The sequence below is a fragment of the Chroococcidiopsis cubana SAG 39.79 genome (genome assembly GCF_003991895.1).
Classification (GTDB): domain Bacteria; phylum Cyanobacteriota; class Cyanobacteriia; order Cyanobacteriales; family Chroococcidiopsidaceae; genus Chroococcidiopsis; species Chroococcidiopsis thermalis.
The window spans coordinates 1-23,605 of the sequence record NZ_RSCK01000059.1 but is presented as its reverse complement, the minus strand read 5'-3'; the positions used below and the strand labels follow the sequence as shown (position 1 = coordinate 23,605).

Here is a 23,605-nt window from a genome sequence, read left to right as displayed (position 1 = left end):
AGAACAGTTAATCAATATTAATTATTTATGCAAGCAAATTTTATTTATTTTTTGTTTAAACCTTGTTAAAAAACTACATTTCGAGTGAGAGTTAGGGAAAAGTTGCGGCTAAAATGTGTTTTGTCATCTCAATCTGCGACTGGCTGAACCCAGCTTGCAGGAGATGGTTGAGAAAAATGCGATCGCCATACCGTGCATCTAGATTGTACGCTTGTCGATAAGCAGCTTCAGCCGCAGCGCGCTCGCCCTTCTGCCAATGGGCGAGACTGAGAGCAACTAAAGGATGAGGGTTGGTTGGTTCTAGCTGGGCGGCGCGTTTTGCCGCACTAATTGCAGGTTCGTAGGACTGCAATCGCTCAAAAGCTAAGCTGAGATTGTAATAGGCAATCTCATTTTTTGGTTGTAAAATTGCTGCCCATGCGTGAACGAATACAGCAGCATTCAATTTACCACTGACTAAATAAACAATTCCCAAAGCGTTGAGAGCTGGAATAGAATTCGGATCGCGATATAAAACTTGAATTAAAGACTCAGCCGCCGCTTCTTTTTGTCCGGCTAGGTGTTGCGTCCAGCCTAACAAAACTCGTCCAGAGAGATTTTGCGGTTCGAGTTCTACAGACTTTTGCAAAGCCGCGATCGCTTCTGGATATTTTGCCGCTGCACGATAGGATAATCCCAAGGCACGGTATTCGCTCGCAGGGATTGCTGATGTTGGTTGAGCGACAAACAAGCTGCTAGCTGTTAATACAGTTATGACATGACGGGCGATCGCTGCACCCATAATTTGGCAGCCCCAATTCTGACCAAGATTTTCTTTCGTCAGCAGCATAACACAGGACTAGTCTCAGCAGCGAGTAGATAATCTCTTTTTGAATCTCCAAGGGTTGTCTAGAATGCGTTACCAAGCCTTACAGCATTGATGAGTTAGAAAACATTATTCGTTACTATCTCTCCAGTAAAAACTAGGCAATAGAGTACATACTGTAAGGATTAGTATGTGTTCTAATTAACAATCACTTATGACAAATAGTTCAGCCTATTGGTTAATGAAAACTGCATATTAGTAAATCAATATTGGATAAGGCAACAATATAGGTTTTTCATGTCCTTCCTACCAGCCGTTCCTACCGCAACGCTAGTTGGTGGGAATTTTATTAGTACATATCAAATAATCAGCCGATTGCCGGATGAGCAGAAGCAGACACCAGGGCTACACTAGACAAACTTAGTTATCTGTAGGTAGGTTATGTCTGGGGTGTCAGAAGAGAATGCATTGGCTGCTGAGGAACACGCCATAGCCTCACAGAAACAGGCTAAGTATACTAAGGAAACTGGAAAGCTCTTACAAAATCTTGGAGAGCCACAGAGTACGCATGGAGAGCTAATCGAAAAATACGGTAAGGCTGCGCAAAAACACGCTGATGCTTCACTGAAACACTCCCAAGCGGCTCGGAAGCACAATGAAAACTCAAAAGAGGAGTTTATCAAAGCTTCGCAGGAACATGTTAAGGAAAATCAGGAACACCTAAAGGCAACAAAGGAATGCATGAAGGTAGTGAAAAATTGGAAATCTCATGGGTGAAAGCATATTTGTTTTCCACCAGCGGTTGCCATAAATCTGATTCTCAGCGAATTCCCGACAGCTTCCATATGTACACCGCCTCTTGGACTTCTTTTCTTCTTGCCCATTGAGTATTTTTTGAGTACGATATACAGATATGTATGTGTTCAAAAGCTAAGTTGCGGGTGTAGTTCAGTGGTAGAACGCTACCTTCCCAAGGTCGATGTCGTGGGTTCGAGTCCCATCACCCGCTTACTAAACTTTAGGATTATGCGGTTTTTTCACCCGTCCTACTTATTGAAAAAACTATCCTTCGAGTCGTACTCTTTACACCAGCAACGCTCTAAAAGCAGGATTCTATGTTGCGCCTCAAACTGTTGAGGATTGAGAACTAATTTCGTATTGGCATCAAATATAGGCTGAGTCAAATATTGCCACAGTGGAAACTTTAACAAGTTAAATTGGAAATTCATAGAAATTCTCAGACGCGAAATAATACAGTAAACTTCAGACAAGTTCTCATAGCTGACGAACCCAGTACAATTAGCAGTACTAGTCAAGACCGCTCGCAAGTCTGCTAGATTAACATTGGCACAAGCAACAGCTAATCTTCTTGGTGAAGATTGCGGAAATAATTTAAGACGCTGTTGGGAAAAATCTGTATTATTGCGGTGGCGATCGCACCAACATTTTATATCTATGGTTACGCCAAAAAATTACCCACCCGGAATTTAACATCAAGGTGGGTAACTCAGTTTTGGTTTTTAAGTGGAGCTTACGGGAATCGAACCCGTGTCCAAATTGGGTATTAACCCCCCACTCGTTCACAGGCTTAGCCTTTTTGACCCTCAAGGCGGGGATCGTGCATTATCCCGCACGTAGGATGCTTCGATTAAGTCTTAACTAGCAAGTAAATCGAAGAAACCTTGCTAGAGCATCCGTTGGGGTTTGCCTGTAGTCCTTAACGGAGTCAAACTACAAGCGCTCGAATCTTTGAGAGATTATTAGGCAGCTACAGGAGCAGCCTTACGAGCAAAAGGAACGATGTTGTTCGCAGTTACGTTTTTTTGAGCCTTTGATTTACGAGAGGAGACTCACTCTCGACCTGTATCACAGAGCAGCTTTCGCCAACCTGTCGAAACCTTGAAAGCCCCATGTACTTCTTATCTCATTATAATTCGTCGTGGAGATTTTGGCAGGCAGATACAGAGGATCCCCCCTAGCCCCCTTGTTAAGGGGGGTTGGGGAAATCTTATTTCAAAGCTTCCGCACCGCCGACAACTTCCAGAATTTCCTGGGTAATGGCGGCTTGCCGTGCTTTGTTGTAAGACAGCGTAAGGGTATTAATCAATTCGCTAGCGTTGTCGCTGGCGTTATTCATGGCTGTCATACGTGCTGCCAGTTCGCTAGCAGCAGATTCTTGTAATGCACGCAATAATTGGTTATTCAGGTACAAAGGCAACAGAGCATCGAGAATTTGTACGGGATCTTGCTCAAATAGCATATCCTTGGGAAAACTCCGTGCAGTGGCAGAAACTTTCTGTCTTTCCACTTCAAATTCACCACCACGGGTAGTCAGCCGAAAAACTTCATCGTCTGCAGCTTCAAAACCTTGAGCGTCTAATGGTAGCAGAGTTTGTACCACTGGGCGAGAACTAACTAACGAGACGAATTTGGTATAGATTAACTCCACTCTGTCTACGCTTTCCGACAAAAACAGGGAAAGCAACTCGTCAGCAATATTAGAAGCTTCTGCCGCTGTAGGAATTTGCTCTAAACCCGTATACGTTGCATCAATGGGTTGGTTGCGGCGTTGAAAATACTGGATGGCTTTGCGTCCGACAAGGATGTATTTGTATTCCAAGCCTTCAGCTTGAAGTTCTTTGGCGCGGTTTTCTGCCCGTTTAATCACGTTGGTATTATAAGCACCGCACAAGCCGCGATCGCCTGTAATTACCAGCAAACCAATGGAGCGAATGTCTCGTTTTTTGAATAGCGGTAGGTTGACATCTTCAAACTGCAAGCGAGTTTGTAGATTATACAGTACTTGTGCCAAGCGATCGGCAAACGGACGAGTAGAAAGTACTTGTTCTTGAGCGCGACGCACCCTAGCCGCTGCCACCAAACGCATCGCTTCTGTAATTTTTTTCGTATTTTTGACCGACTGAATGCGATCGCGGATTAATTTGAGATTAGCCATCGTCTTTTGGTAATTGGTAGTTGGTAGTTGGTATTCGTTGATAGTTAATAGTTAATAGTTAATTGCCATTAACCATTAACTATTAACCATTAACCATTAACCATTACCTAAGCAGTTGCCAAGAAGGTTTGTTTGTATTCGGTAATTGCTTCTTTCAACAACTTTTCGGCTTCATCGGTAAGTTGTCGTTCGCTACGAATGATTTCACCATACTTGGGTTTACTGGTTTTCAGGTATTCCCGCAGTCCTTTGGTGAAAGTGGTAACTTTATCTACGGCGATGTCGTCCATATAGCCGTTAATCCCAGCGTAGAGGATGGCAACTTGCTCGAATACCGATAGTGGCGAGTTTTGTGGCTGTTTCAACAACTCCCGCAAACGCTGACCCCGTGCCAACTGGTCTTGGGTGGCTTTATCCAAGTCGGAGGCAAATTGCGAGAAAGCTTGCAATTCGTCAAATTGTGCCAACTCCAATTTCAGCTTACCAGCAACTTTTTTCATTGCCTTGGTTTGAGCTGCCGAACCTACCCGCGATACGGAAATACCAGGGTTAATTGCCGGACGAATACCAGCGTTGAACAAGTCGGAAGTTAAGAAGATTTGACCGTCGGTAATGGAAATTACGTTGGTAGGAATGTAAGCCGATACGTCCCCTGCTTGGGTTTCGATAATTGGTAGGGCTGTCATGCTGCCTTCGCCTAGTTCGGTGCTAAGTTTTGCCGCACGTTCCAACAAGCGGGAGTGGAGGTAGAATACGTCTCCAGGGTATGCTTCCCGTCCTGGTGGACGACGTAGCAACAAGGACATTTGGCGATAAGCAGCAGCTTGCTTGGACAAGTCATCGTAAATGATTAGAGTTGCCTTGCCTTTGTACATGAAGTACTCTGCCAATGCTGCCCCCGTGTATGGCGCGAGGTACTGGAGGGTAGCAGAGTCGCTGGCGTTAGCTGCAACGACAATGGTGTAGTCCATTGCGCCCTTCTCTTGTAAGGTCTGGACTACGTTAGCAACGGTGGAAGCTTTTTGTCCGATCGCGACGTATACACAGATGACATCTTCGGTTTTCTGGTTGATGATCGTGTCAATGGCGATCGCGGTTTTACCTGTTTGTCTGTCACCGATAATTAATTCCCGCTGTCCTCTACCTACAGGAATCATTGCATCGATCGCGGTAATTCCTGTTTGCATTGGTTCGTATACCGAACGCCGCGCTACGATACCAGGTGCGCCAGACTCGATCAAACGGAATTCTGAGGTGTTTATGTCTCCCTTACCATCAATCGGACGACCGAGAGCATCCACAACACGTCCGATTGTGGCTTCTCCAACTGGAACCTGGGCAATTTTACCTGTAGCGGTAACGGAACTGCCTTCTTGGATGTCGCGACCTTCACCCATCAATACCGCACCTACGTTGTCTTCTTCTAGGTTCAGGGCGATACCAACGGTTCCATCTTCAAATTCTAAGAGTTCGCCAGCCATAGCTTTTTCTAAGCCATAGATCCGGGCGATACCATCTCCTACTTGCAATACCGTACCAACGTTAGCAACTTTAACTTCTTGGTCGTATTGCTCGATTTGCTGCTGAATAATACTGCTGATTTCGTCAGGTCTGATACTGATCATGGTGAGTTTGTGTTAAGGAATTTTGGGAATCGGGAGTGGTGAAGACAAGGGAGAGGGGGGAGACAAGGGAGAGGGGGGAGAATTTTTCCTCCTTGTCCTCCTTGTCTCCCTTGTCCTTCTTTCTTCGTCCTTTTTAAGTGCCGCTAGTAAGTCGTAAAGAAAGGCGGCGCAGTTGTCCTCTGATACTAGCGTCGATCACTTGAGAACCAACTTTGACGATCGCACCACCGATTAAGCTTTGGTCGATTCTTGTTTCTAGTTCTACCTGACGGGCGTTGGTCATGGCAATGACTTTATCCCGCACAGCTTGCTTTTGTTCTTCAGTCAGTTCGACAGCTGAAGTGACTTCGGCTAAAACAGTTTGATTCAGTTGCCGCAGGAGGGCGAGATACTGTTGACAAATCCCTTCTAACAAAATAATGCGGCGGCGGTCTACCAACAGCATTAAGAAGTTACGCATGTAGGGGTTGACATTATCGCCGACAACTCGCCCCAATACTGCCTTCTTGTCGCTGATGCTGACGAAGGGGTTAGCGAGAAAGTTACGAAATTGCTCTGATTCCCGCAACAAATTCGTTAAAGTACGGGCATCTTCGCCGAATTGTTCCGTGAGGTTATTACTACGCGCCACAGACATCAATGCCTGGGCGTAAGGCTGCACTACCTGTTCGTTCATGGCATTGCTGCTCATTTACTGCCTCCTAGTAGTGCTATGCTGCGATCGATTGTTTGTTGTTGGATATTTTCGTCTAATCCCGATTCCAATTGGGATTCTACCTTTTGTAAAGCCATTGCAACTACAGAAGCTCGCAGTTGAGCGATCGCTCGTTCTCTTGCCGTATTTAAATCTTGAGTTGCTGTCTCTTTTAAGCGTTGAATATCTATTCCCACCTGAGCCAAGATTTGCTCTTTGGCTTGTTGAGCGTTCGTTGTCGCGCTTTGGCGAATTCTTTCGGCTTCCGCTTGAGCTTCTGTCAATCTTTGCTGCTGTTTTTGCAGTGCTGCTGCTGCTTCTTTAGCGCGGTTTTCTGCCGCTACAATTTCTGTTTCTATGCGCTCGCGGCGATCGCTCAAGGTTTTTCCTACTACCTTGCTGCCAAAATATACTAGTACGCCAACAAGAATAGCCAGGTTAATTAGGTTTGTTTCTAAAATATCAAAATTAAGACCAAACCCGCCTGCTTCTGCTTCTGCTTCTGCCGCTTCAGCAAGTAGTGGGCTACCTTGTGTCACCAACCAGATAAAACTTCCCATCATACCCATCCACATTTTCAGTTGTCAGTTGTCAGTTATCAGTTATCAGTTATGAGTCAGGAGTCAGAAATCAGGAGTCAGGAATCAGGAGTCAGAAGTTAGAATTCACTGGTCACTGGTCACTGGTCACTGGTCACTGTTCAACTGGTTACTGTTCCTAACAGCTTTTCTACGATTTGGCGACTGAGGGCATCTACCTGTTGCTGCAACGAAGCCATAGCTGCTTGTCGTTGTTGCTCAATTTCTTGAGCTGCTTGTTCTCGTTGTGCTTGGGCTTCTTTTTGTGCCTCTGCTATTTTTTCCGCCGCTATTCTTTGTGCATCTGCTTGAGCGTCGGCAACAACTTTTTGCGATTGACGACGAGCATCTGCTATTTGCTGCTCGTATTCTTTTGCTAATCGCTCTGCTTTCGCCAAACGTTCTTTTGCTTCAACATTATTCGTGCGGACGTAATTATCGCGGTCGTCCAGTGCCTTTGTTAGTGGCTTGTAGAAAATGACATTCAATACAGATGCCAACAGTAGGAACTGCAACGCCATTAAGGGCAAGGTAGCATCAAAATCAAACATTATTTCTCCCCTTTGGCTTGAATGGCTGTTTTCATGCCAAGCAACATCATCCACCCTTTCATATTCTAAAAATCCTCTGTTGTTTGAGAGGCAATTTACACGCGATCCGATTGAAAAAAGTTCTCACTCAGTTGTAGAGACGCTCTTAAGAACGTCTCTACAAAGATAAGAATTTAGGTTTTAGGAAAAGGGGTTAGCAAACAGTAATACTAGGGCAATTACCAGACCGTAAATGGTTAGCGATTCCATGAATGCTAGAGTCAACAGCAGAGTACCGCGAATTTTTCCTTCTGCTTCGGGTTGACGAGCAATACCTTCTACTGCTTGACCCGCAGCATTTCCTTGACCGATACCAGGACCGATTGCAGCTAAACCGATTGCTAATGCGGCAGCTAGAACTGAAGCAGCAGAAACTAATGGATCCATCTTGATTTTCCTTACTTTGAGTACACAACAAACTTTCTTTTCAGTTGTCAGTTATCAGTTATCAATTAACTCTGACTTCCGACTTTCTGACTTCATCATGAGTTGCTCTAATGAGCCTCATGTTCTTCACCACCATGACCCTCCATCGCCTCATGAATGTATGCTGCTGCGAGGGTAGCAAAAACCAGGGCTTGGATCGCACTAGTAAACAAACCTAATGCCATCACTGGCAGAGGTACAAACAGAGGTACGAGTAGAACTAAAACCGCTACTACTAATTCATCCGCTAAAATGTTACCAAATAGTCGGAAGCTTAGGGAAAGAGGTTTGGTGAAATCTTCCAAAATTGCGATTGGTAACAGAATTGGCGTTGGCTCAATATACTTTTTAAAGTACCCTAAACCGCGTTTGCTAAAACCCGCGTAAAAGTACGCTAAAGAAGTTAACAACGCCAGCGCTACTGTTGTATTAATATCGTTAGTTGGAGCGGCTAATTCACCTGATGGCAACTTAATTAACCGCCAGGGAATTAAAGCACCAGACCAATTCGATACGAAAATGAACAGAAATAGCGTGCCAATAAATGGAACCCAAGGACGATACTCTTTCTCACCAATCTGATTCTTGGTCAAATCCCGAATGAATTCTAGCGCGTATTCCATTAAATTTTGGATACCACTAGGAACTTTCTGGATGTTCCGAGTAGCTGCTATCGAAGCAACTACTAGAATGCCAATCACAAACCACGAGGTGAGAAACACTTGCCCATGAATTTTGAGATTGCCCAATTGCCATAAAAAATGTTGACCTACTTCCAACGAGGCAAGAGGGAATAAATTAAAGGTGTTTGTGACGCTAAGCATTTGCATTCAAGCAGTTTTCCCAAAAAGCGAGAATGGGGCGATTGGTTTTGCGGTTTCCTAACTTATTTAGAGTTAGGAATGAAAGCAGATTGAATCGTATAGACGAGAAGTGTGGCTTTGTAAGTCAGAAACCCCAAGAATATCGGCAGAATCTGTAGTTGACGCAATTGAGTTGCGACTACAATCACACCAATAAATAGGGCAAACCGAGATTTACTCAGTTGTCTTTTTTCTTGACCTAGCCGCTCAACGTCTCTAGCCAACATTTTTAAGTAAACCATACCTGTGACTGCTCCGAGCAAATAGTTCAGGGCAGTGTTGAGGGAATAGAAAATCCACACAGAGATAAAAATAAACCCCGTCAATCCAAGGGTGATTGACAATAATCCTTGGAAGAGTTGATAAAACTCTTGCATTGAGGAAGTCTTGTCTTGTGTGGTAGTGGAACCAGGTTGAGATTCCTCAGTTGCAGGTGTTGGTGTTGTTGATTCGTCTGACAAGTTCACAAAAACTCGCAAATGACGCTGACGCTAATGTTTCGACTCTAATGAGCCACGTAGAATCATACCACGTTACGGTAACAATACTTAAAAAAGAGTTAACCAGGCGAAAGTACGATTAGTTGTTGGGAAAGGAGCGATCGCACCCCTTCTATGCCCAGTTCTACGTTAGCTAAAATTTCACCTATTGTTAAGTTGCGATCGCAAGCCTGTAAAAATTCCAGTTCGGTTTCTGTTAGATTAACGATTTGATAGTCGTAGTTAAACAAGCAGCGACTCGGAAAGCCATCTATACAAGGGTTTAGTTCGGGAATGGCTGCGAGTAAGGCTGCATCTGACGACCAATCGGCTTGCGGTAGCGGCGGACGACCTAAGAAAAATTCGTAGTGGGTAACTTCTGGATCTAATAGTTCAATTAAACGATATTTAGCGCGATCGCTCAATGGGTTAGTTCTCTCTAATAAACTCGGATCTTTGCCCAAAAGCCGCTCTATTTGCCAAAAATTTGGGTTAGAAAAGCCCAAGAAAGTTAACCCAGAAGCATCAATTAAATCGAATAATGTATCAATATTGTAGTCAATCTCTTGCGGATGAACGTACATGTCTGCAAAACATTCATCTCGCTGATTTTCCATCGCCCAGCGTGATTTTTCGCGTTTGACAAGACGATTGTTTTCTGGTAGAGAAGCAAATAGTTTTCTGCCAATTTGTACGCCATCGCGATAATCGCCCTGTTTGTCATTTTGCAAGAGTGCGATCGCCTGTTGCATTAATTTGATTTCCCAGCGCCCTATTTCTCCATACACGAAGATGTGCATGATTCCGCCTGGGGCTAGTTTAGATGAAATGGCTTGAATCCCACGGATCGGATCTGGTAAGTGGTGCAGCACTCCCACGCAGTTAATTAAATCGAATTCCCCTGGTAGTTGTTCCGCATCGTACAAACTCAGGTGTTGAAATTCAACGCGATTAGCACCCGAACGCTGACAGCGTTCCCGCGCCACAGCCAAAGCACCCGCACTCAAATCGATTCCTACAACTTGGGCATGTGGGTTGAGGTGAACCAAGTATTCCGTTCCTACCCCCGTACCGCAGCCAGCATCGAGAATGCGGATATCTTGTTTTTGCGGTTTTTGTCCGGTACAGAAGCTATAGGCGGCTAGCCAATTCCAGCGCCAGTTATAGCCAGGTGGCGGTTCGTCGAGTAGCGGTTCTGGAGGAAAGGGATACGTATCGTAGAGTTTGGCGACAGCAGCACTAATGCTTTGGGAGTCTGACATGGATGGGCTATGAGGGCAGCATCAATGTAGTGTAGCGGAATACGGGTTACAGGTGTTATTGTATTGACAATGTAAATACGATTTGCCTACACTATGAGGTATGGACACATACTTCGTGCTGAATGGCATTACCTTTGTATGGAATGAGGAAAAAGCTCGAAATAATCTTGACAAGCATGATGGAATAACATTTCAGCAAGCCGCAGAAGCCTTCTTCGATCCGTTTCTAGTTGTGGTTGATGCCAGTCGCAATGATGAAGCACGGGATGCAATTATTGGCATGGATAGTCGATGGAATCTTTTATATGTGGTTCATATTGAGTTCGATCAAGACAACATAATTCGGATTATTTCAGCTCGGAGAGCAACACGTAAGGAGCGCGAACACTATGAAAACTGAAACTTTGAAAAAACGATTAGATAAGAATCGCCCCATGATCGCTGTTACCATTCGTATTCCTGAAGATGTCGTAGACGATTTAAAACGGTTAGCGCCACTACTTGGATTCTCCGGTTATCAGCCTTTAATTCGAGCATATATTGGTCAGGGACTTCGAGTAGATATTGAGCGATTGGAAGGTAATACTGTTTCTGCATTAATTGCCAGTCTAAAACGTCATGGTGTAAGTGATGAATTGATTCATAAAGCTCTTAGCGAAGCTACTCATGAGTGAATGCTACTCACTTAAGTAATAAAATAATAATAGTCTGATAAAAATAGACTGTTTCTAGTCACAATTCTAGAGTTTGGCGATCGCGTTGTTATGCCTTGTACTCATGGTAAAACTCGCGAGGAAGCAATTCGTAATGGTGAGAAAGTAATTGAAATGTATTTGGAAGCTTGGCAAGCAGAAGGTGAATCTATCCCCGAATCTAACACGCTTCAAATTGCTTGATTTCTATTTCAATTCTGGCACTATGGGTACGTGTTGTGAAGTTCAGCAACCCAGATCTAATGCTTTAAAGGTTTGACGCAATGTAGTGTAGTAGGTACTATCGGGCGGATGAATAGGGCGAGGCGATCGCCTAGACAAAAGTGGTAACAAATACAGAAATTACATACTTTATATTCAACAATGATTGACTCTAATAAGTTTGGGGAACACTATGGATAGGCACATTTAGTTTGTTCTCATGCACTTGAAGAAAAAGTATGTGGTTCATCTTTAATTGGTTATCATGGTTAACTTCTCTAGTCTTGCAGCTATGGAATATTTTACCTGAGCAAGCAAAACGTAAAATTATTGAACTAGTTATCTCAGCAATGGAAGAGATAATTCGTGCTTACTATAAAAATTACAAAAATGAAGGTCAGGATAAAAAATGAGTAGCTTTAAAGATTTTATGGATAACGCTATAGAGTCATCAGACCAGAGTTTACCAGCATCAAACATATCTCTGGCTAGTATTCAATCTTCTTTAGCTATTTCAATGAGCGCCATTACATCACCGTTTTTCAAACCTAATGAAGAACAAAAGTTTTCAGAACAGGTATCTAGTTTAGTTCAAAACGATGCTTTCCTGTCCGAATTGAGTGACCAAATTGGTGAACCACAAGTAGATGAGTCTGAGGACGATTTTGTAAAGCGTAGTAGTAATGTACTAAGGAAAATGCTATATAAGCATTTTGGTATTAAAGAATAAGTTTGTTTGTGTAGCCGTAGGTTAATTTGCGGCTACTTTTGATATATGTCAAAAATGCGATCGCTTTTAGGGAAGTATATCGGCTCTTGCGATCGCGCTTCATCTCTCTAAATTTCAACTTTCATCAAAGCTGAAAAACTTGAATCATAGCAGCGTTCAACCGTTGAACTTGATTCGTTCCTAATTTACCTAATCGCCTTGCAATTAACTTACATTCAAGGGTAACAATTCGAGTTACTCTGAACTTTAGAATTTACCTTTAATCCAGTACCCGCGAATTCTGAATCTGAAGAATCAATAACAAACTCCCCTACGCCTAAATTAGAAAGATTTTGCGAGGAAATAAAACATAGGGTAACGTCTTGATTGCTAGAGTCTGCCCATATTACTACAGCAGGACGTAGTTTTGTCTGCTGCAAATCTGTAAACGGAAATGGAGCCAGGACTATATCACCCTTTACTAAACTCACTAGATAGGCTCTCCATCTTCAAGAGAGTATAAGTCTGGCTCATCTGCTAAGAACTCGAAAGCTCCTCCGCTGTGAGCAAGTTTCATGATTTCATCGGTTGTAGGCTCAGAAGTATCCCAAAATAATTTTGTTTCTAACAGTTTTCTTTCTTCCGGTGAAAGTGACAAAATTACTTGTATAAGGGATTCAACCAATTGTGTGTTCATATCTCTAGTTTTTAGTTCTGTAAATGCAAAGCTGAAAAATATCGCGTTTCTATAAGATTATACTAATCTGGACAAGCAGATTTAGCTTGTATAGTTCTGTAAGTTTCAAGCTATTGGCTACTTTTGATATGTAACAAAAATACCTTAGTCAAGCGCAAACGTTGTTATCGCTTTTAGGAAAGTATATCGACTTTTGCGATCACGCTTCGGGGCGATCGGCTATGCTTAGAGTAGGAAGTAGCATAGTGTTTAGGAGTATTAATGATGCCTAGTGTTGAATTTCAAGCCAGAGTGGAAAATGGCAAGATCGTCATTCCTGAAGAATATCAGCAAGAATTATCAGAAGTTGCTACTGTAAAGATTGTTATATTGAAGCAGTCTAGAAAACAAATAACTCCATTCGACATTATGGATGAGTTAGCACAAAACCCTGTTTCAATCTCAGGAATTCGCATGATTTCGCGGGAAGAAATGCACGAGCGGTAGATGATAAACGATCCACTTTGTTTTCTTGATTCTAATGTTTGGCTTTACCGTCTAACAACCGATCCAAATTATAATGAGGCTATTGAGGTTAGAAAACGATATATTGCAATCGAGTTAACTAACAACGTAAATGGTATTGTCAGTACTCAAGTTATAAATGAAACTTGTTCTGTATTACTTAGGAAAGCTGCATTTACTGAGGAACAAATTCAGCAAGTTATTCAATCTTTTTATAACCGAGTTGCTGTAGTAAAGTTAACTAGCAATATTCTCATAAATGCATTTAACTTACGAACTCGCTATAGTTTGTCATTTTGGGATGGTTTGATTGTTGCTACTGCATTATCCACAAATGCTAAGATTCTGTATTCAGAAGATATGCAAGATAATTTAGTTATCGAGCGGCAACTGACAATTGTAAATCCCTTCAAATAATTGATGAGGTAAAGTGCTATGAGTGTTGTAATCTCAGACGAAATCCTTCAAGCATCTGGACTAACTCTAGATGAATTTCGCCAAGAAATTGCCTTGCACCTGTTTCAAATAGGTCGTTTAAGCTTGGGTTACGCTAGCCAGCTTGCGGAGATGAAGCCTAGTGTCTTTCGCCAACTCCTCAAGCAGCGAAATATTCCACTCTACTCTTATGATGTTGATGACTTTGAACTCGATTTGAAAAATCTGAGAGAATTAGGGCGGCTGTGATTGTCATCAGCGATACATCAGTTATCACAAATTTAGCAGCAATTCAGCACTTGTACCTTTTACCCCAACTCTACAATCAAATTATTATTCCCGAAGCAGTATATCGCGAACTAGTAGACATCGATCCTCCAGTGCTAGGAACTCTCGAAATTCAAGCTGCTTCCTGGGTTGAAATTAGGCAAGTTGTGAATCGCGGTGTCGTTGAACGGCTCCAGCGTGACGTAAGGTTGGATCTTGGAGAGTCTGAGGCGATCGCTCTTGCTTTAGAACTGAATGCTGATTTACTTTTAATAGATGAACGTCGTGGTAGAGCCGAAGCCGATCGTCTGGGTATAAGGATTACTGGAGTATTAGGTATTTTGGTTGAATCTAAACGTCAAAATCTAATTATTGCCGTCAAGCCGTTAGTAAATAGCCTAATTGCTACGTCTGAGTTTAGAGTATCTTCAGCCCTGTACGCTCTGATTCTAGATAGGGTAGATGAATCATAATATCGAGCAAAAGCAAGGTAAAAAATGAAATAAAATAGGTTTCCTAAAGCGAACTAAAATCGTAGATAGCGAGTTAAAAAAATTTTTAACCTGGCGGCTACTTTCGAGCTATGCCAAAAATGCGATTGCTTTTTCCTAATGTATATACTAAAACTATACTCGCTCCATTTACGATCTTATGGCTATCGACACGCTGACTCCACTTGAACAAAGAATTGAGCTTTCTGGTATCAGCTGGGAAACCTACGAGCGGTTGCTAGCCGAACTGAGAGATCGCCGCTTGCGTCTCACTTACTACCGTGGCAATTTAGAAATAATGGCTCCATCACCAGAGCATGAATTTTATAAAAAAATTATCGGTCGTTTTGTGGAAACGTTGGCTGAAGAGTTAAAAGTTAAAATTTATCCGTTGGGCTCTACAACCTTTAAACGTCCAGAATTGAGTGGAGTTGAACCCGATGAGTGTTTTTATATTCACAATCGGCGCTCAGTTCAAGGAAAAAAACGACTCGATCTAAATACAGATCCACCACCAGATTTGGTTATAGAAATTGATATTACGAGTAGTTCCGAGAATCGTTTAGCAGTCTACGCAGATCTTGAAGTTCTGGAAGTGTGGCGCTACGATGGCAAATTTTTGAAAATATACCAACTTCAAAATCGACAATATATTCAAGTTCATGAGAGTTTGGCATTTCCAGAAGTAGCTATTACAGAAATCGCTCAGTTTTTACAACAAGCTATGGATGCTAATATCGATTACTTAGATCTTATTCGTTCATTTCGTCAGTGGATTGAAAGTCAGGTTCAAGAATAGAATTTTGTTACTAGAGAACTTTAGTTTTTGGGTAGTTTCATAGGTTTCAACCTAGTAGTTATGTTTGGTATGTCACTAAAAATGCGCTCGCTCTCTCACACAACTTATTATTGATTTAATCGCTGTTATTAGGAGCAACACATGGCACAGATAGCAGTAGAAAAGCTGACTTTAGAAGAGTTTCTGAAGCTACCAGAAACAAAACCAGCTAACGAGTATATTGACGGACGAATTATCCAAAAACCAATGCCTCAAGGAAAACACAGTAGGTTACAAGGAAGGCTAGTAACAGCAATTAACGCAGTAGTTGAACCGCAACGAATAGCACTCGCTTTTCCCGAACTGCGCTGTACTTTTGCTGGACGCTCAATTGTACCAGATGTAGCCGTGTTTGCTTGGGATAGAATTCCCGTAGATGAAAATGGAGACGTTGCTAATACGTTTGCAGCTGCTCCAGATTGGACGATTGAGATTCTCTCACCTGACCAAAGCCAAACTAAGGTAACTGGGAATATTCTTCATTGTCTCAGTCACGGTAGCAAAATGGGATGGCTAGTCGATCCTGACGAGCGATCGCTTTTAGTTTACCCGCTAGGACAGCAACCGCAACTGTTACAAGAACCTACTCAAGTTCTACCCGTTCCCGATTTAGTAGCTATGCAACTTACAGCAGACGAACTATTCGGATGGCTAAAACTTTAAGTTAAGCCGATCGCCTCTCACATAAATTCAGTATTTGTTACAAAACTTATAATTTTTCTCAGTACTTATGTTGTAAGTAAGACTACATTCAACGGCATTGAGATTGAGAAAACTACACACTTCTTAATATAGCGGTGTAAAGACCCCAAAACGTTCTAATCTAAAAGCTGACCAGGTTGATTTCAGGCGATCGTCACCTCATATAAGTGAAGAAAAATTCCCTTTCTGGGGAGGGAAAAACCTAAAATAAACAAACGTGAATTCATTCACACCCTGGTCAGACTTAACACAGTAACGATTATTGATGGGAGCTTAAGAAATCTAATGAGTGTTAAGGCAAGTGGTGGAAGCTCAGTTGCACGTCCGCAACTATATCAAACGCTAGCAGTCGCAACCATTTCCCAAGCCGAACAGCAAGACCGCTTTTTAGGGCGGGGCGAACTGGACGAGTTAGCCAACTATTTCGCCTCTGGCAATAAGCGGCTAGAAATTGCTGAAACTTTAACAAAAAATTCTGAGATTATTGTATCCCGTGCCGCTAACCGCATCTTTGTCGGTGGTTCGCCAATGGCTTATCTGGAAAAACCCAGAGAAACAGAAATGGCGATGGCAGCAACTGTACCTGATGTCAAACAAGGGATGCAGTTAGGAACTATCACCTACGTTGAGAGTCGGGGCGGCGGTTTCTTAGAGGGATTGCGATCGCTTTTCAGTGCTAGTCCTGGTGGTGGTGGCGGTGGTCCTACACCTCCTGGTTTTCGCCCCATCAACGTCGCCCGCTACGGTCCTGGGAACATGCAAAAATCCCTACGGGACTTGTCGTGGTTTTTACGTTATGCGACGTATGCGATCGTAGCTGGCGATCCAAATATTATCTCTGTTAACGTGCGGGGTCTGCGGGAGATCATTGAAAACGCCTGTTCTGGCGAAGCAACCATTGTCGCATTGCAGGAAATGCGGGCATCGGCGCTGTCTTATTTCCGCCAGAATCCTGAAGCAGCAAATATTGTTGCTCAGTACATGGACGTATTGATTACAGAATTTAAAGCCCCTACACCTTCTAATAAACTGCGTCAGCGTCCTTCGTCCGACCAGCAAGGGTTACAACTGCCACAAATCTACTTTAATGCGGCAGAAAGACGACCCAAGTATGCGATGAAACCAGGGCTATCGGCAGCGGAAAAGAACGATATTGTTAAAGCTGCTTATCGCCAAGTCTTCGAGCGCGATATTACCCGCGCTTACAGCCAGTCGATTTCTTACTTGGAATCTCAAGTTAAGAACGGCGATATCTCCATGAAAGAGTTTATTCGCCGCTTAGCAAAATCGCCCCTGTATCGCAAGCAATTTTACGAGCCATTCATCAACAGCCGCGCCCTAGAATTGGCTTTCCGTCACATTTTGGGTCGGGGTCCGAGTTCTCGCGAAGAAGTCCAGAAATATTTCTCGATTGTTTCTAATGGTGGCTTATCAGCACTAATAGACGCGCTGGTAGATTCTCAGGAATACTCCGACTACTTCGGGGAAGAGACTGTACCTTATATTCGCGGTCTGGGTCAAGAAGCGCAAGAGTGTCGTAACTGGGGTCCCCAACAAGACTTACTCAATTACAGCGCCCCCTTCCGCAAAGTACCGCAATTCATCACGACATTTGCGGCGTACAATAGACCGCTACCCGACCAACATCCGTATGGTTCTGGTAACGATCCGTTAGAAATTCAGTTTGGGGCAATCTTCCCGAAAGAAACCCGCAACCCTAGCAGCAGCCCTGCACCTTTTGGTAAAGATACTAAGCGGATCTTGATCCACCAAGGACCAGGGATTAATAACCAAAACAGCAATCCGAGAGCGCGGGGTGAATTCCCTGGCACTTTGGGCGCGAAAGTCTTCCGCTTGGATCAAATTCCAGCGACGGGTGGGAGAAAATCTCCTACAACTTCTAGCGTTAGATTCTCGGAAAGTTCGACTCAAGCCGTGATCCGCGCCGCTTACCTACAAGTATTCGGACGGGATGTGTACGAAGGACAGCGGCTGAAGGTAGCTGAAATTAAACTGGAAAACGGTGAAATTTCGCTTCGAGAGTTTATCCGTGCCTTAGCTAAATCGGATCTATTCCGCAAGCTGTATTGGACACCATTCTATGTCTGTAAGGCGATCGAATACATTCACCGCCGCCTGTTGGGTCGTCCAACTTATGGCAGACAAGAAAACAACAAGTACTTCGATATTTGTGCCAAGAAGGGCTTCTACGCTCTGGTAGACGCAATTATTGACAGCCCGGAATACGGCGAAGCTTTTGGGGAAGATACCGTACCATACGAGCGCTATCTGACACCTCAAGGTCAAGCACTGCGATCGCTGCGTACTGGTAGCATTCGCGAAGATGTTGGCGCAAGAGTCGATAAAGAAGAAACTCCCCGCTTTGTCGAACTGGGTGCTGTTACCGAAATGCGGACGCAGCCAGATATTCAGATTCGCGTGGCTCAAGGTGTTACCAAGCAGCGGGAACAAACGAAGATCTTCAAGCTAGAAGAAAACAGCGACAAAGTAGCCGTACAAACAGTTATCCGTGCTGCTTACCGTCAAATCTTCGAGCGCGACATCGAACCCTACATCGCCCAAAACGAATTCACCGCCCTAGAAAGCAAATTAGGCAATGGTGAAATTACCGTTAAGGAATTTATCGAAGGGTTAGGAAACTCAAACTTATATCTCAAAGAGTTTTACGCTCCTTATCCCAACACCAAGGTTATCGAGCAGGGAACCAAGCATTTCTTAGGACGCGCCCCCATCGATCAAGCTGAAATTCGCAAGTATAACCAAATCCTCGCTACTCAAGGTTTACGTGCCTTTGTTGGAGCAATGGTTAACAGTGCGGAATACGCTCAGGTATTTGGCGAATACTACGTGCCTTACCGCCGCTTCCCCACCTTGCCAGCAGCTAACTTCCCGAATACCGAGAAGCTATACAACCAGCTGACGAAGCAGAACGATGATATTGTCGTTCCCAGCTTCGAGCCAGTACAACCGCGCATGGCAACGGAAAATATGCCATTAATGGCAAAAGCGATCGCGGATATGGCAGCCAAAGCACGGCAAGTCGATAAGAGCAAGCCGCTATTTATCGAACTCGGTCGCTCCTATAACGACGGACGCGGACAATCTGTAGAAGTTGGTGTCGGTACGACTCGCCGCAAACCAGCGCGGATCTACCGCATGACACAGGGAGCCAACCAAGGGGAAATCGCCCAAGTTATCAACGCGATTTACTGTCAGGTCATGGATGTATTTAGCGGTCAAGTACCCGTTTACTTCCGTCGTTCTGACTTGGAGAGCAAACTGCGTAATGGTGAAATCTCGGTGCGCGAATTTATCCGTGCCTTGGCTAGCTCCGAAATTTACTGTCGTCGCTTCTACACCCCCTATCCCAACACCAAGGTAATTGAATTCCTGTTCAGACACCTGTTGGGACGCGCACCTGCAACTCAGGGTGAGATCAGACAGTACAACAAATTATTGTCTGAGGGCGGCTTAAAAGCGGCTGTAGACGCGATGGTGGAGAGTCCAGAGTATGCCCAGTACTTCGGCGAAGACGTAGTGCCATACCGTCGCTATCCGTCTCTCCCTGCTGGTAACTATCTGGGTAGCGTTAAGGCTGCAGCTGACTTAGTGAAGCAGTCTTGGTCTGACCTATCTCCTTCGTTGTTAGCGCAGTCCTTCGGGCAGCGGTAATTGACACGGGAAGATCCCCCCTAGCCCCCCTTGTTAAGGGGGGAATAGGAACTATATAGATTCCTGAGTTCCCGTTTTTAGGGGAAGCAAGATCCGCAAGTCCCCCTTTTTAAGGGGGATTTAGGGGGATCTAATTCCGATTGCGAAAAATTGCAGAGTTTAATTGCAATCCCTAGCCCCCCAGCTCCTCTTTTCAGTCCCAATTCTGAAAGAGAATGTTACAAACTGTTAAGAGCTGAATCAGAAGATGAACGCAATGCCGCAAAATATTTGCGGTAGGTAACTGAGATTAACAACTTGTGTAGATGCGATCGCGCAAGTCTTCTGCGAAGCGAAATAACTCTGATAGCCTACAAGCTGTTGGGTTACGGTAAAATCCAGAAGTGGCAATCAGTCACCCCCACGATTACACCAGTTATATATAAACCTGGTTTCATTTTTTTGGAGGAATCAGTTAAATGAGTATCGTCACGAAGTCCATCGTGAATGCCGACGCAGAAGCTCGCTACCTCAGCCCTGGCGAACTCGATCGGATCAAGAGCTTTGTTACCAGCGGCGAACGCCGTCTGCGCATTGCTCAAGCATTGACCGACAATCGCGAGCGGATCGTGAAGCAAGCTGGCGACCAATTGTTCCAGAAGCGCCCTGACGTTGTTTCTCCTGGTGGAAATGCTTACGGTCAAGAAATGACCGCTACCTGCTTGCGCGACCTAGACTACTACCTCCGCCTGATCACCTACGGAGTTGTAGCTGGCGACGTTACTCCCATTGAAGAAATCGGGATTGTTGGCGTGCGCGAAATGTACAAATCCCTCGGTACACCCATCGAAGCAGTAGCAGAAGGCGTTCGCGCTATGAAGAACGTAGCTACCTCGATGATGTCTGGTGAAGACGCTGGCGAAGCTGGTTCTTACTTCGATTACCTCGTCGGAGCTATGCAGTAGAGCATTTGTCTACTTGTCGATCTTTTTACGTGTGACATAAGGAAGCAAAGAAATGCAAGACGCAATTACCTCTGTAATCAACACTTCAGACGTTCAAGGTAAGTACTTGGACACCGCTGCTATGGAAAAGCTAAAAGGCTACTTCCAAAGTGGCGAACTGCGAGTTCGTGCTGCTACCACCATCGCTGCTAATGCTGCTGCGATCGTTAAGGAAGCTGTAGCTAAGTCCCTGCTGTATTCTGATATCACCCGCCCAGGTGGTAACATGTACACCACTCGCCGCTATGCTGCTTGCATTCGCGACCTCGACTACTACCTCCGCTATTCCACCTACGCAATGTTGGCTGGCGATCCTTCCATCCTCGACGAGCGCGTTCTCAACGGTTTGAAAGAAACCTACAACTCCCTCGGCGTACCCGTAGGCGCTACTGTACAAGCTATCCAAGCGATGAAAGAAGTCACCGCTAGCTTGACTGGTCCCGACGCTGGTAAGGAAATGGGCGTATACTTTGACTACATCTGCTCTGGCTTGAGCTAAGAGTTGGATCTTTAAAGTAGTAGCTGCGATCGCAGGCTACTAAGGCAATCGTCTAAATCAAGTCTGGGAGTCGGTCGTGAGTGCTAGAACGTTCTATCGCCTACCTGACTCAGCGTTAAGAGTATAAGCGATCGCGCTTTAGTATTGACGATTTACTCCCAGCCTTCGATTAATTCAGTTAACAGTGTAGAGACGTTACATCTAACGTCTGTGCAGAGTTGTCAGGAATTGCTGTTAACTGAGAAAAATTACACGTGTAGTCATTAACACGTCAAGTCATTAAAAAGTTTTTGAGAAAATCTACCTGGCGCTCTCGAATAGCAGTGAAACTTATGGGAGAATTAGGGGTAGTAAATAAAAAGAGTGCTAATTCGGTAAGAACGTTGCAGCACTGACAAGCACTCGAATAAGTTGACATCAAAAATTTTCTACATTCTTTACAGGAGATTTTGAACGATGCGGATGTTTAAGGTAACAGCTTGCGTCCCTAGCCAAACTCGGATTCGGACGCAGCGCGAATTACAAAATACCTATTTCACCAAACTGGTTCCTTACGACAACTGGTTCCGCGAGCAGCAACGGATCATGAAAATGGGTGGCAAAATTGTGAAGGTACAATTAGCTACTGGCAAGCCTGGAATGAATACAGGTTTGCTGTAATTGCAGCTTTCTTCATAGGTTTCAATTAGTAGGGGCGCACCGTTGTGCGCCCCTACTAGTTTTATACATATGTATCGGATTGAAAGCGCGATCGCCCCTTTTGCAAAAACATCCGCTATACTCCTACTGTCCTCACACAACCATAGCTGTCGTGAAGCTGCTACGCCGGATCGTCACCTTTTTCTTCCCTCCTGTTTCCCAATGGGCAATTCTGCCAAGATTACTGCATTGGATGACCTTTCTCTGGTTATTCATCGGATTAGCGGTTCTCTTTTCTGCTTCCTATGTCGAAGGCGAAACTATGGGAGATGGTTTTTACTATGTCAAGCGTCAACTGGCATGGATATTTATTGGATTATTAGGATTTAACTACGTCATCCATGCCCCACTTAAAAGAATTTTAAATGTCTCCCATTGGTTCTTTCTGATTTTAATAGGATTACTATTTTTGATTTTTGTTCCTGGAATGGGAATAAAAGTGAATGGTGCCATGCGCTGGCTGAATCTGAGGATTATAGCAATTCAACCATCAGAATTGATCAAGCCATTTTTAGTCCTCCAAAGTGCGAAGATTTTTGGTAGATGGCATCAAATTAGCCCAGGAAATCGTATTCTCTGGATATTAATTTTTATTTTGATGCTAGGGGGGATTTTACTACAGCCAAATCTGAGTATGACCGCTCTGTGTGGTATGAGTATATGGTTAGTAGCGCTAGCAGCAGCCATACCCTATCTTTACTTAGTACCTGCGGCATTATTAGGAGTTGGAACTGCAGCGCTGAGTGCAATGCTGCGACCGTACCAAATGAAGCGATTGATGTTGTACCGTAATCCTTGGCAAGATGCATCAGGGCATGGATATCAATTAGTACAAAGTTTAATTGCTATTGGTTCCGGTGGAATTTGGGGTAAGGGATTTGGCTTATCACAACAAAAGTTATTTTATTTGCCAATTCAATACACCGATTTCATTTTTGCTATTTTTGCTGAAGAGTTCGGCTTTGTTGGTTGCCTTTTACTATTATTAATGTTGATGGTTTATGCAACTCTGGCTTTACTTGTAGCGTTTAATGCCCGCAATCCAGTTTTTAGATTAGTTGCGATCGGGGCAATGATATTGATGGTAGGGCAATCTTTACTTAATATTGGTGTAGCGACAGGAGCGCTACCAACTACAGGTCTACCCTTTCCACTCATGAGTTATGGTGGAAATTCAATGATGACAAGTTTAATTATTGCTGGATTGCTAATTCGTGTCGCCCGAGAAAGTAGCGAAGCAGAAATTGTACCTTTTCAAGAGCGAAAACAAGAGCGGTTTGTTTAAAATCTCTATTTTTTACCTTGTAAAAAACCCATGCCAGCAACAATAAAACTGACACCAATGACATTGATGTAAGACAAACTTTCTTGAAATAAAACAACCCCAAATAAAACTGCTAGGATTGATTCTAATCCTAATACGACAATATATGTTACTCCTAGCGTAGCCTTACGCATGGCAACAGTCTGTATACTTGCTCCAGCAATAAAGAAGATGTATACCAATAAGGTAGGGATAGGCTGAGATAACCCTTCAGATAGCTTCATGAATACACCGCCAATGGTGAAAAGAATTGCTGAAATCAGAACCATTAATAAATACATATCTAGCTCGTATTTGAAATTGTAATTGGGTTTTTAGTGACTCATAATATTGCTGACTAAATTATTTTTGGTTGGTCACTATCAATTGTGTTAAATAATCTAAAGTCATGATTCATAAATTTTTTATTAAGAAACCGTGTATCGTAAAGGCTAACCAATAGATTATTCCTCCGTACATCTGCTGGACATCCGCAACTTTACGGAATATTCACTAACGAGACTTAAACAAAAACTTAAGGTTAAATGAGCTAAGATAGATACATAGCAATAGTTTTACATCAAAGGTAATTT

General features: G+C 43.6%; 29 protein-coding genes, 1 tRNA gene, 1 other RNA gene and 1 pseudogene. 18 read left to right on the top strand and 14 right to left on the bottom strand.

Features of this window, described 5'->3' with window-relative positions:
- Positions 1-91: 91 nt before the first annotated feature.
- Entirely contained in the window at positions 92-829 is a 738-nt protein-coding gene (locus DSM107010_RS25655; protein ID WP_015156232.1) for a tetratricopeptide repeat protein, read from the bottom strand.
- A 417-nt stretch (positions 830-1,246) separates the two neighbouring features.
- Here DSM107010_RS25655 and DSM107010_RS25650 point away from each other — a divergent pair, with 417 nt between their 5' ends.
- Both DSM107010_RS25650 and DSM107010_RS25645 read left to right on the top strand, forming a co-directional pair.
- The gene (locus DSM107010_RS25650; RefSeq protein WP_106167218.1) at positions 1,247-1,582 is read left to right on the top strand and encodes a hypothetical protein; all 336 of its coding nucleotides are present in this window, start codon (positions 1,247-1,249) and stop codon (positions 1,580-1,582) included.
- 160 nt (positions 1,583-1,742) lie between these two features.
- A tRNA-Gly gene (locus DSM107010_RS25645) sits at positions 1,743-1,814 on the top strand.
- 513 nt (positions 1,815-2,327) lie between these two features.
- Here DSM107010_RS25645 and ssrA read toward each other — a convergent pair.
- The 10 genes from ssrA to DSM107010_RS25590 form a co-directional block, all read right to left on the bottom strand.
- Positions 2,328-2,715, bottom strand: a transfer-messenger RNA (tmRNA) gene (gene ssrA, locus DSM107010_RS25635).
- A gap of 98 nt (positions 2,716-2,813) precedes the next feature.
- Positions 2,814-3,761, bottom strand: coding sequence for a F0F1 ATP synthase subunit gamma (locus tag DSM107010_RS25630; RefSeq protein WP_015156235.1), 948 nt, complete (start codon positions 3,759-3,761; stop codon positions 2,814-2,816).
- A gap of 107 nt (positions 3,762-3,868) precedes the next feature.
- The gene (gene atpA / locus DSM107010_RS25625) at positions 3,869-5,386 is read right to left on the bottom strand and encodes a F0F1 ATP synthase subunit alpha (RefSeq protein WP_015156236.1); all 1,518 of its coding nucleotides are present in this window, start codon (positions 5,384-5,386) and stop codon (positions 3,869-3,871) included.
- Positions 5,387-5,519: 133 nt separating this feature from the next.
- Entirely contained in the window at positions 5,520-6,077 is a 558-nt protein-coding gene (atpH, locus tag DSM107010_RS25620; RefSeq protein WP_015156237.1) for an ATP synthase F1 subunit delta, read from the bottom strand.
- Positions 6,074-6,649 carry a F0F1 ATP synthase subunit B gene (locus tag DSM107010_RS25615; protein WP_041463379.1) on the bottom strand — a complete coding sequence of 192 codons (576 nt, stop codon included), beginning with the start codon at positions 6,647-6,649 and terminating at the stop codon, positions 6,074-6,076. Before DSM107010_RS25615 ends, atpH begins: the two co-directional genes overlap by 4 nt.
- A gap of 131 nt (positions 6,650-6,780) precedes the next feature.
- The gene (locus tag DSM107010_RS25610; RefSeq protein WP_015156239.1) at positions 6,781-7,209 is read right to left on the bottom strand and encodes a F0F1 ATP synthase subunit B'; all 429 of its coding nucleotides are present in this window, start codon (positions 7,207-7,209) and stop codon (positions 6,781-6,783) included.
- A gap of 180 nt (positions 7,210-7,389) precedes the next feature.
- A complete protein-coding gene (atpE, locus tag DSM107010_RS25605) occupies positions 7,390-7,635 on the bottom strand; it encodes an ATP synthase F0 subunit C (RefSeq protein ID WP_008233924.1) in 246 nt (81 codons plus the stop codon).
- Between the two features lie 107 nt (positions 7,636-7,742).
- Positions 7,743-8,504 (bottom strand): F0F1 ATP synthase subunit A, encoded by a 762-nt coding sequence (gene atpB, locus DSM107010_RS25600; RefSeq protein WP_015156240.1) that lies wholly within the window; start codon positions 8,502-8,504, stop codon positions 7,743-7,745.
- Positions 8,505-8,560: 56 nt separating this feature from the next.
- Positions 8,561-9,004, bottom strand: coding sequence for an ATP synthase subunit I (locus DSM107010_RS25595; RefSeq protein ID WP_015156241.1), 444 nt, complete (start codon positions 9,002-9,004; stop codon positions 8,561-8,563).
- Between the two features lie 92 nt (positions 9,005-9,096).
- Positions 9,097-10,278, bottom strand: a complete 1,182-nt coding sequence (locus tag DSM107010_RS25590; RefSeq protein WP_106168711.1) for a class I SAM-dependent methyltransferase — start codon at positions 10,276-10,278, stop codon at positions 9,097-9,099.
- Positions 10,279-10,378: 100 nt separating this feature from the next.
- Between DSM107010_RS25590 and DSM107010_RS25585 the strand changes: the two genes are divergently transcribed.
- The 5 genes from DSM107010_RS25585 to DSM107010_RS25570 all read left to right on the top strand — a co-directional run bounded on the left by DSM107010_RS25585 (position 10,379) and on the right by DSM107010_RS25570 (position 11,922).
- Positions 10,379-10,678, top strand: coding sequence for a BrnT family toxin (locus DSM107010_RS25585; protein ID WP_015156243.1), 300 nt, complete (start codon positions 10,379-10,381; stop codon positions 10,676-10,678).
- The gene (locus DSM107010_RS25580; protein ID WP_015156244.1) at positions 10,668-10,952 is read left to right on the top strand and encodes a hypothetical protein; all 285 of its coding nucleotides are present in this window, start codon (positions 10,668-10,670) and stop codon (positions 10,950-10,952) included. Before DSM107010_RS25585 ends, DSM107010_RS25580 begins: the two co-directional genes overlap by 11 nt.
- A gap of 48 nt (positions 10,953-11,000) precedes the next feature.
- Complete coding sequence (locus DSM107010_RS25575; RefSeq protein ID WP_127024209.1) at positions 11,001-11,174, top strand: type II toxin-antitoxin system HicB family antitoxin; 174 nt, start codon at positions 11,001-11,003, stop codon at positions 11,172-11,174.
- A gap of 257 nt (positions 11,175-11,431) precedes the next feature.
- Positions 11,432-11,605, top strand: a complete 174-nt coding sequence (locus tag DSM107010_RS40015; RefSeq protein WP_015156245.1) for a hypothetical protein — start codon at positions 11,432-11,434, stop codon at positions 11,603-11,605.
- Positions 11,602-11,922 (top strand): hypothetical protein, encoded by a 321-nt coding sequence (locus tag DSM107010_RS25570; protein WP_015156246.1) that lies wholly within the window; start codon positions 11,602-11,604, stop codon positions 11,920-11,922. The genes DSM107010_RS40015 and DSM107010_RS25570 overlap by 4 nt, the downstream gene beginning before the upstream one ends.
- Before the next feature lie 124 nt (positions 11,923-12,046).
- Here the strand turns inward: DSM107010_RS25570 and DSM107010_RS43110 are convergent.
- Positions 12,047-12,392 (bottom strand): annotated as a pseudogene (locus DSM107010_RS43110) (type II toxin-antitoxin system PemK/MazF family toxin).
- On the bottom strand, positions 12,392-12,598 hold the full coding sequence (locus DSM107010_RS25560) for a hypothetical protein (protein ID WP_015156248.1): 207 nt from the start codon (positions 12,596-12,598) through the stop codon (positions 12,392-12,394). The pseudogene DSM107010_RS43110 and the gene DSM107010_RS25560 overlap by 1 nt, the downstream one beginning before the upstream one ends.
- Positions 12,599-12,859: 261 nt before the next feature.
- Between DSM107010_RS25560 and DSM107010_RS25555 the strand changes: the two genes are divergently transcribed.
- From DSM107010_RS25555 to DSM107010_RS25505, 11 genes are all read left to right on the top strand, one after another.
- A complete protein-coding gene (locus DSM107010_RS25555; protein WP_015156249.1) occupies positions 12,860-13,084 on the top strand; it encodes a hypothetical protein in 225 nt (74 codons plus the stop codon).
- Positions 13,085-13,519, top strand: a complete 435-nt coding sequence (locus DSM107010_RS25550; RefSeq protein WP_106168709.1) for a PIN domain-containing protein — start codon at positions 13,085-13,087, stop codon at positions 13,517-13,519.
- A gap of 18 nt (positions 13,520-13,537) precedes the next feature.
- Complete coding sequence (locus DSM107010_RS25545) at positions 13,538-13,786, top strand: UPF0175 family protein (RefSeq protein WP_015156251.1); 249 nt, start codon at positions 13,538-13,540, stop codon at positions 13,784-13,786.
- A complete protein-coding gene (locus DSM107010_RS25540) occupies positions 13,783-14,277 on the top strand; it encodes a PIN domain-containing protein (RefSeq protein ID WP_106168708.1) in 495 nt (164 codons plus the stop codon). The genes DSM107010_RS25545 and DSM107010_RS25540 overlap by 4 nt, the downstream gene beginning before the upstream one ends.
- Positions 14,278-14,455: 178 nt before the next feature.
- Entirely contained in the window at positions 14,456-15,094 is a 639-nt protein-coding gene (locus DSM107010_RS25535) for a Uma2 family endonuclease (protein WP_106168707.1), read from the top strand.
- A 141-nt stretch (positions 15,095-15,235) separates the two neighbouring features.
- Positions 15,236-15,796 (top strand): Uma2 family endonuclease, encoded by a 561-nt coding sequence (locus DSM107010_RS25530; protein WP_015156254.1) that lies wholly within the window; start codon positions 15,236-15,238, stop codon positions 15,794-15,796.
- A 324-nt stretch (positions 15,797-16,120) separates the two neighbouring features.
- Positions 16,121-19,528, top strand: coding sequence for a phycobilisome rod-core linker polypeptide (locus DSM107010_RS25525; protein ID WP_015156255.1), 3,408 nt, complete (start codon positions 16,121-16,123; stop codon positions 19,526-19,528).
- Between the two features lie 458 nt (positions 19,529-19,986).
- Positions 19,987-20,472: an allophycocyanin subunit alpha gene (gene apcA / locus DSM107010_RS25520; RefSeq protein WP_015156256.1), complete on the top strand. Its 486-nt coding sequence runs from the start codon at positions 19,987-19,989 to the stop codon at positions 20,470-20,472.
- Positions 20,473-20,524: 52 nt separating this feature from the next.
- Positions 20,525-21,010: an allophycocyanin subunit beta gene (gene apcB / locus DSM107010_RS25515; RefSeq protein ID WP_015156257.1), complete on the top strand. Its 486-nt coding sequence runs from the start codon at positions 20,525-20,527 to the stop codon at positions 21,008-21,010.
- A 456-nt stretch (positions 21,011-21,466) separates the two neighbouring features.
- The gene (locus DSM107010_RS25510) at positions 21,467-21,670 is read left to right on the top strand and encodes a phycobilisome linker polypeptide (protein ID WP_015156258.1); all 204 of its coding nucleotides are present in this window, start codon (positions 21,467-21,469) and stop codon (positions 21,668-21,670) included.
- A gap of 151 nt (positions 21,671-21,821) precedes the next feature.
- Entirely contained in the window at positions 21,822-22,994 is a 1,173-nt protein-coding gene (locus tag DSM107010_RS25505) for an FtsW/RodA/SpoVE family cell cycle protein (RefSeq protein WP_015156259.1), read from the top strand.
- A 5-nt stretch (positions 22,995-22,999) separates the two neighbouring features.
- On the opposite strand, the gene DSM107010_RS25500 is transcribed toward DSM107010_RS25505, so the two are convergent.
- The gene (locus DSM107010_RS25500; RefSeq protein ID WP_258183971.1) at positions 23,000-23,302 is read right to left on the bottom strand and encodes a DMT family transporter; all 303 of its coding nucleotides are present in this window, start codon (positions 23,300-23,302) and stop codon (positions 23,000-23,002) included.
- Positions 23,303-23,605 lie beyond the last annotated feature (303 nt).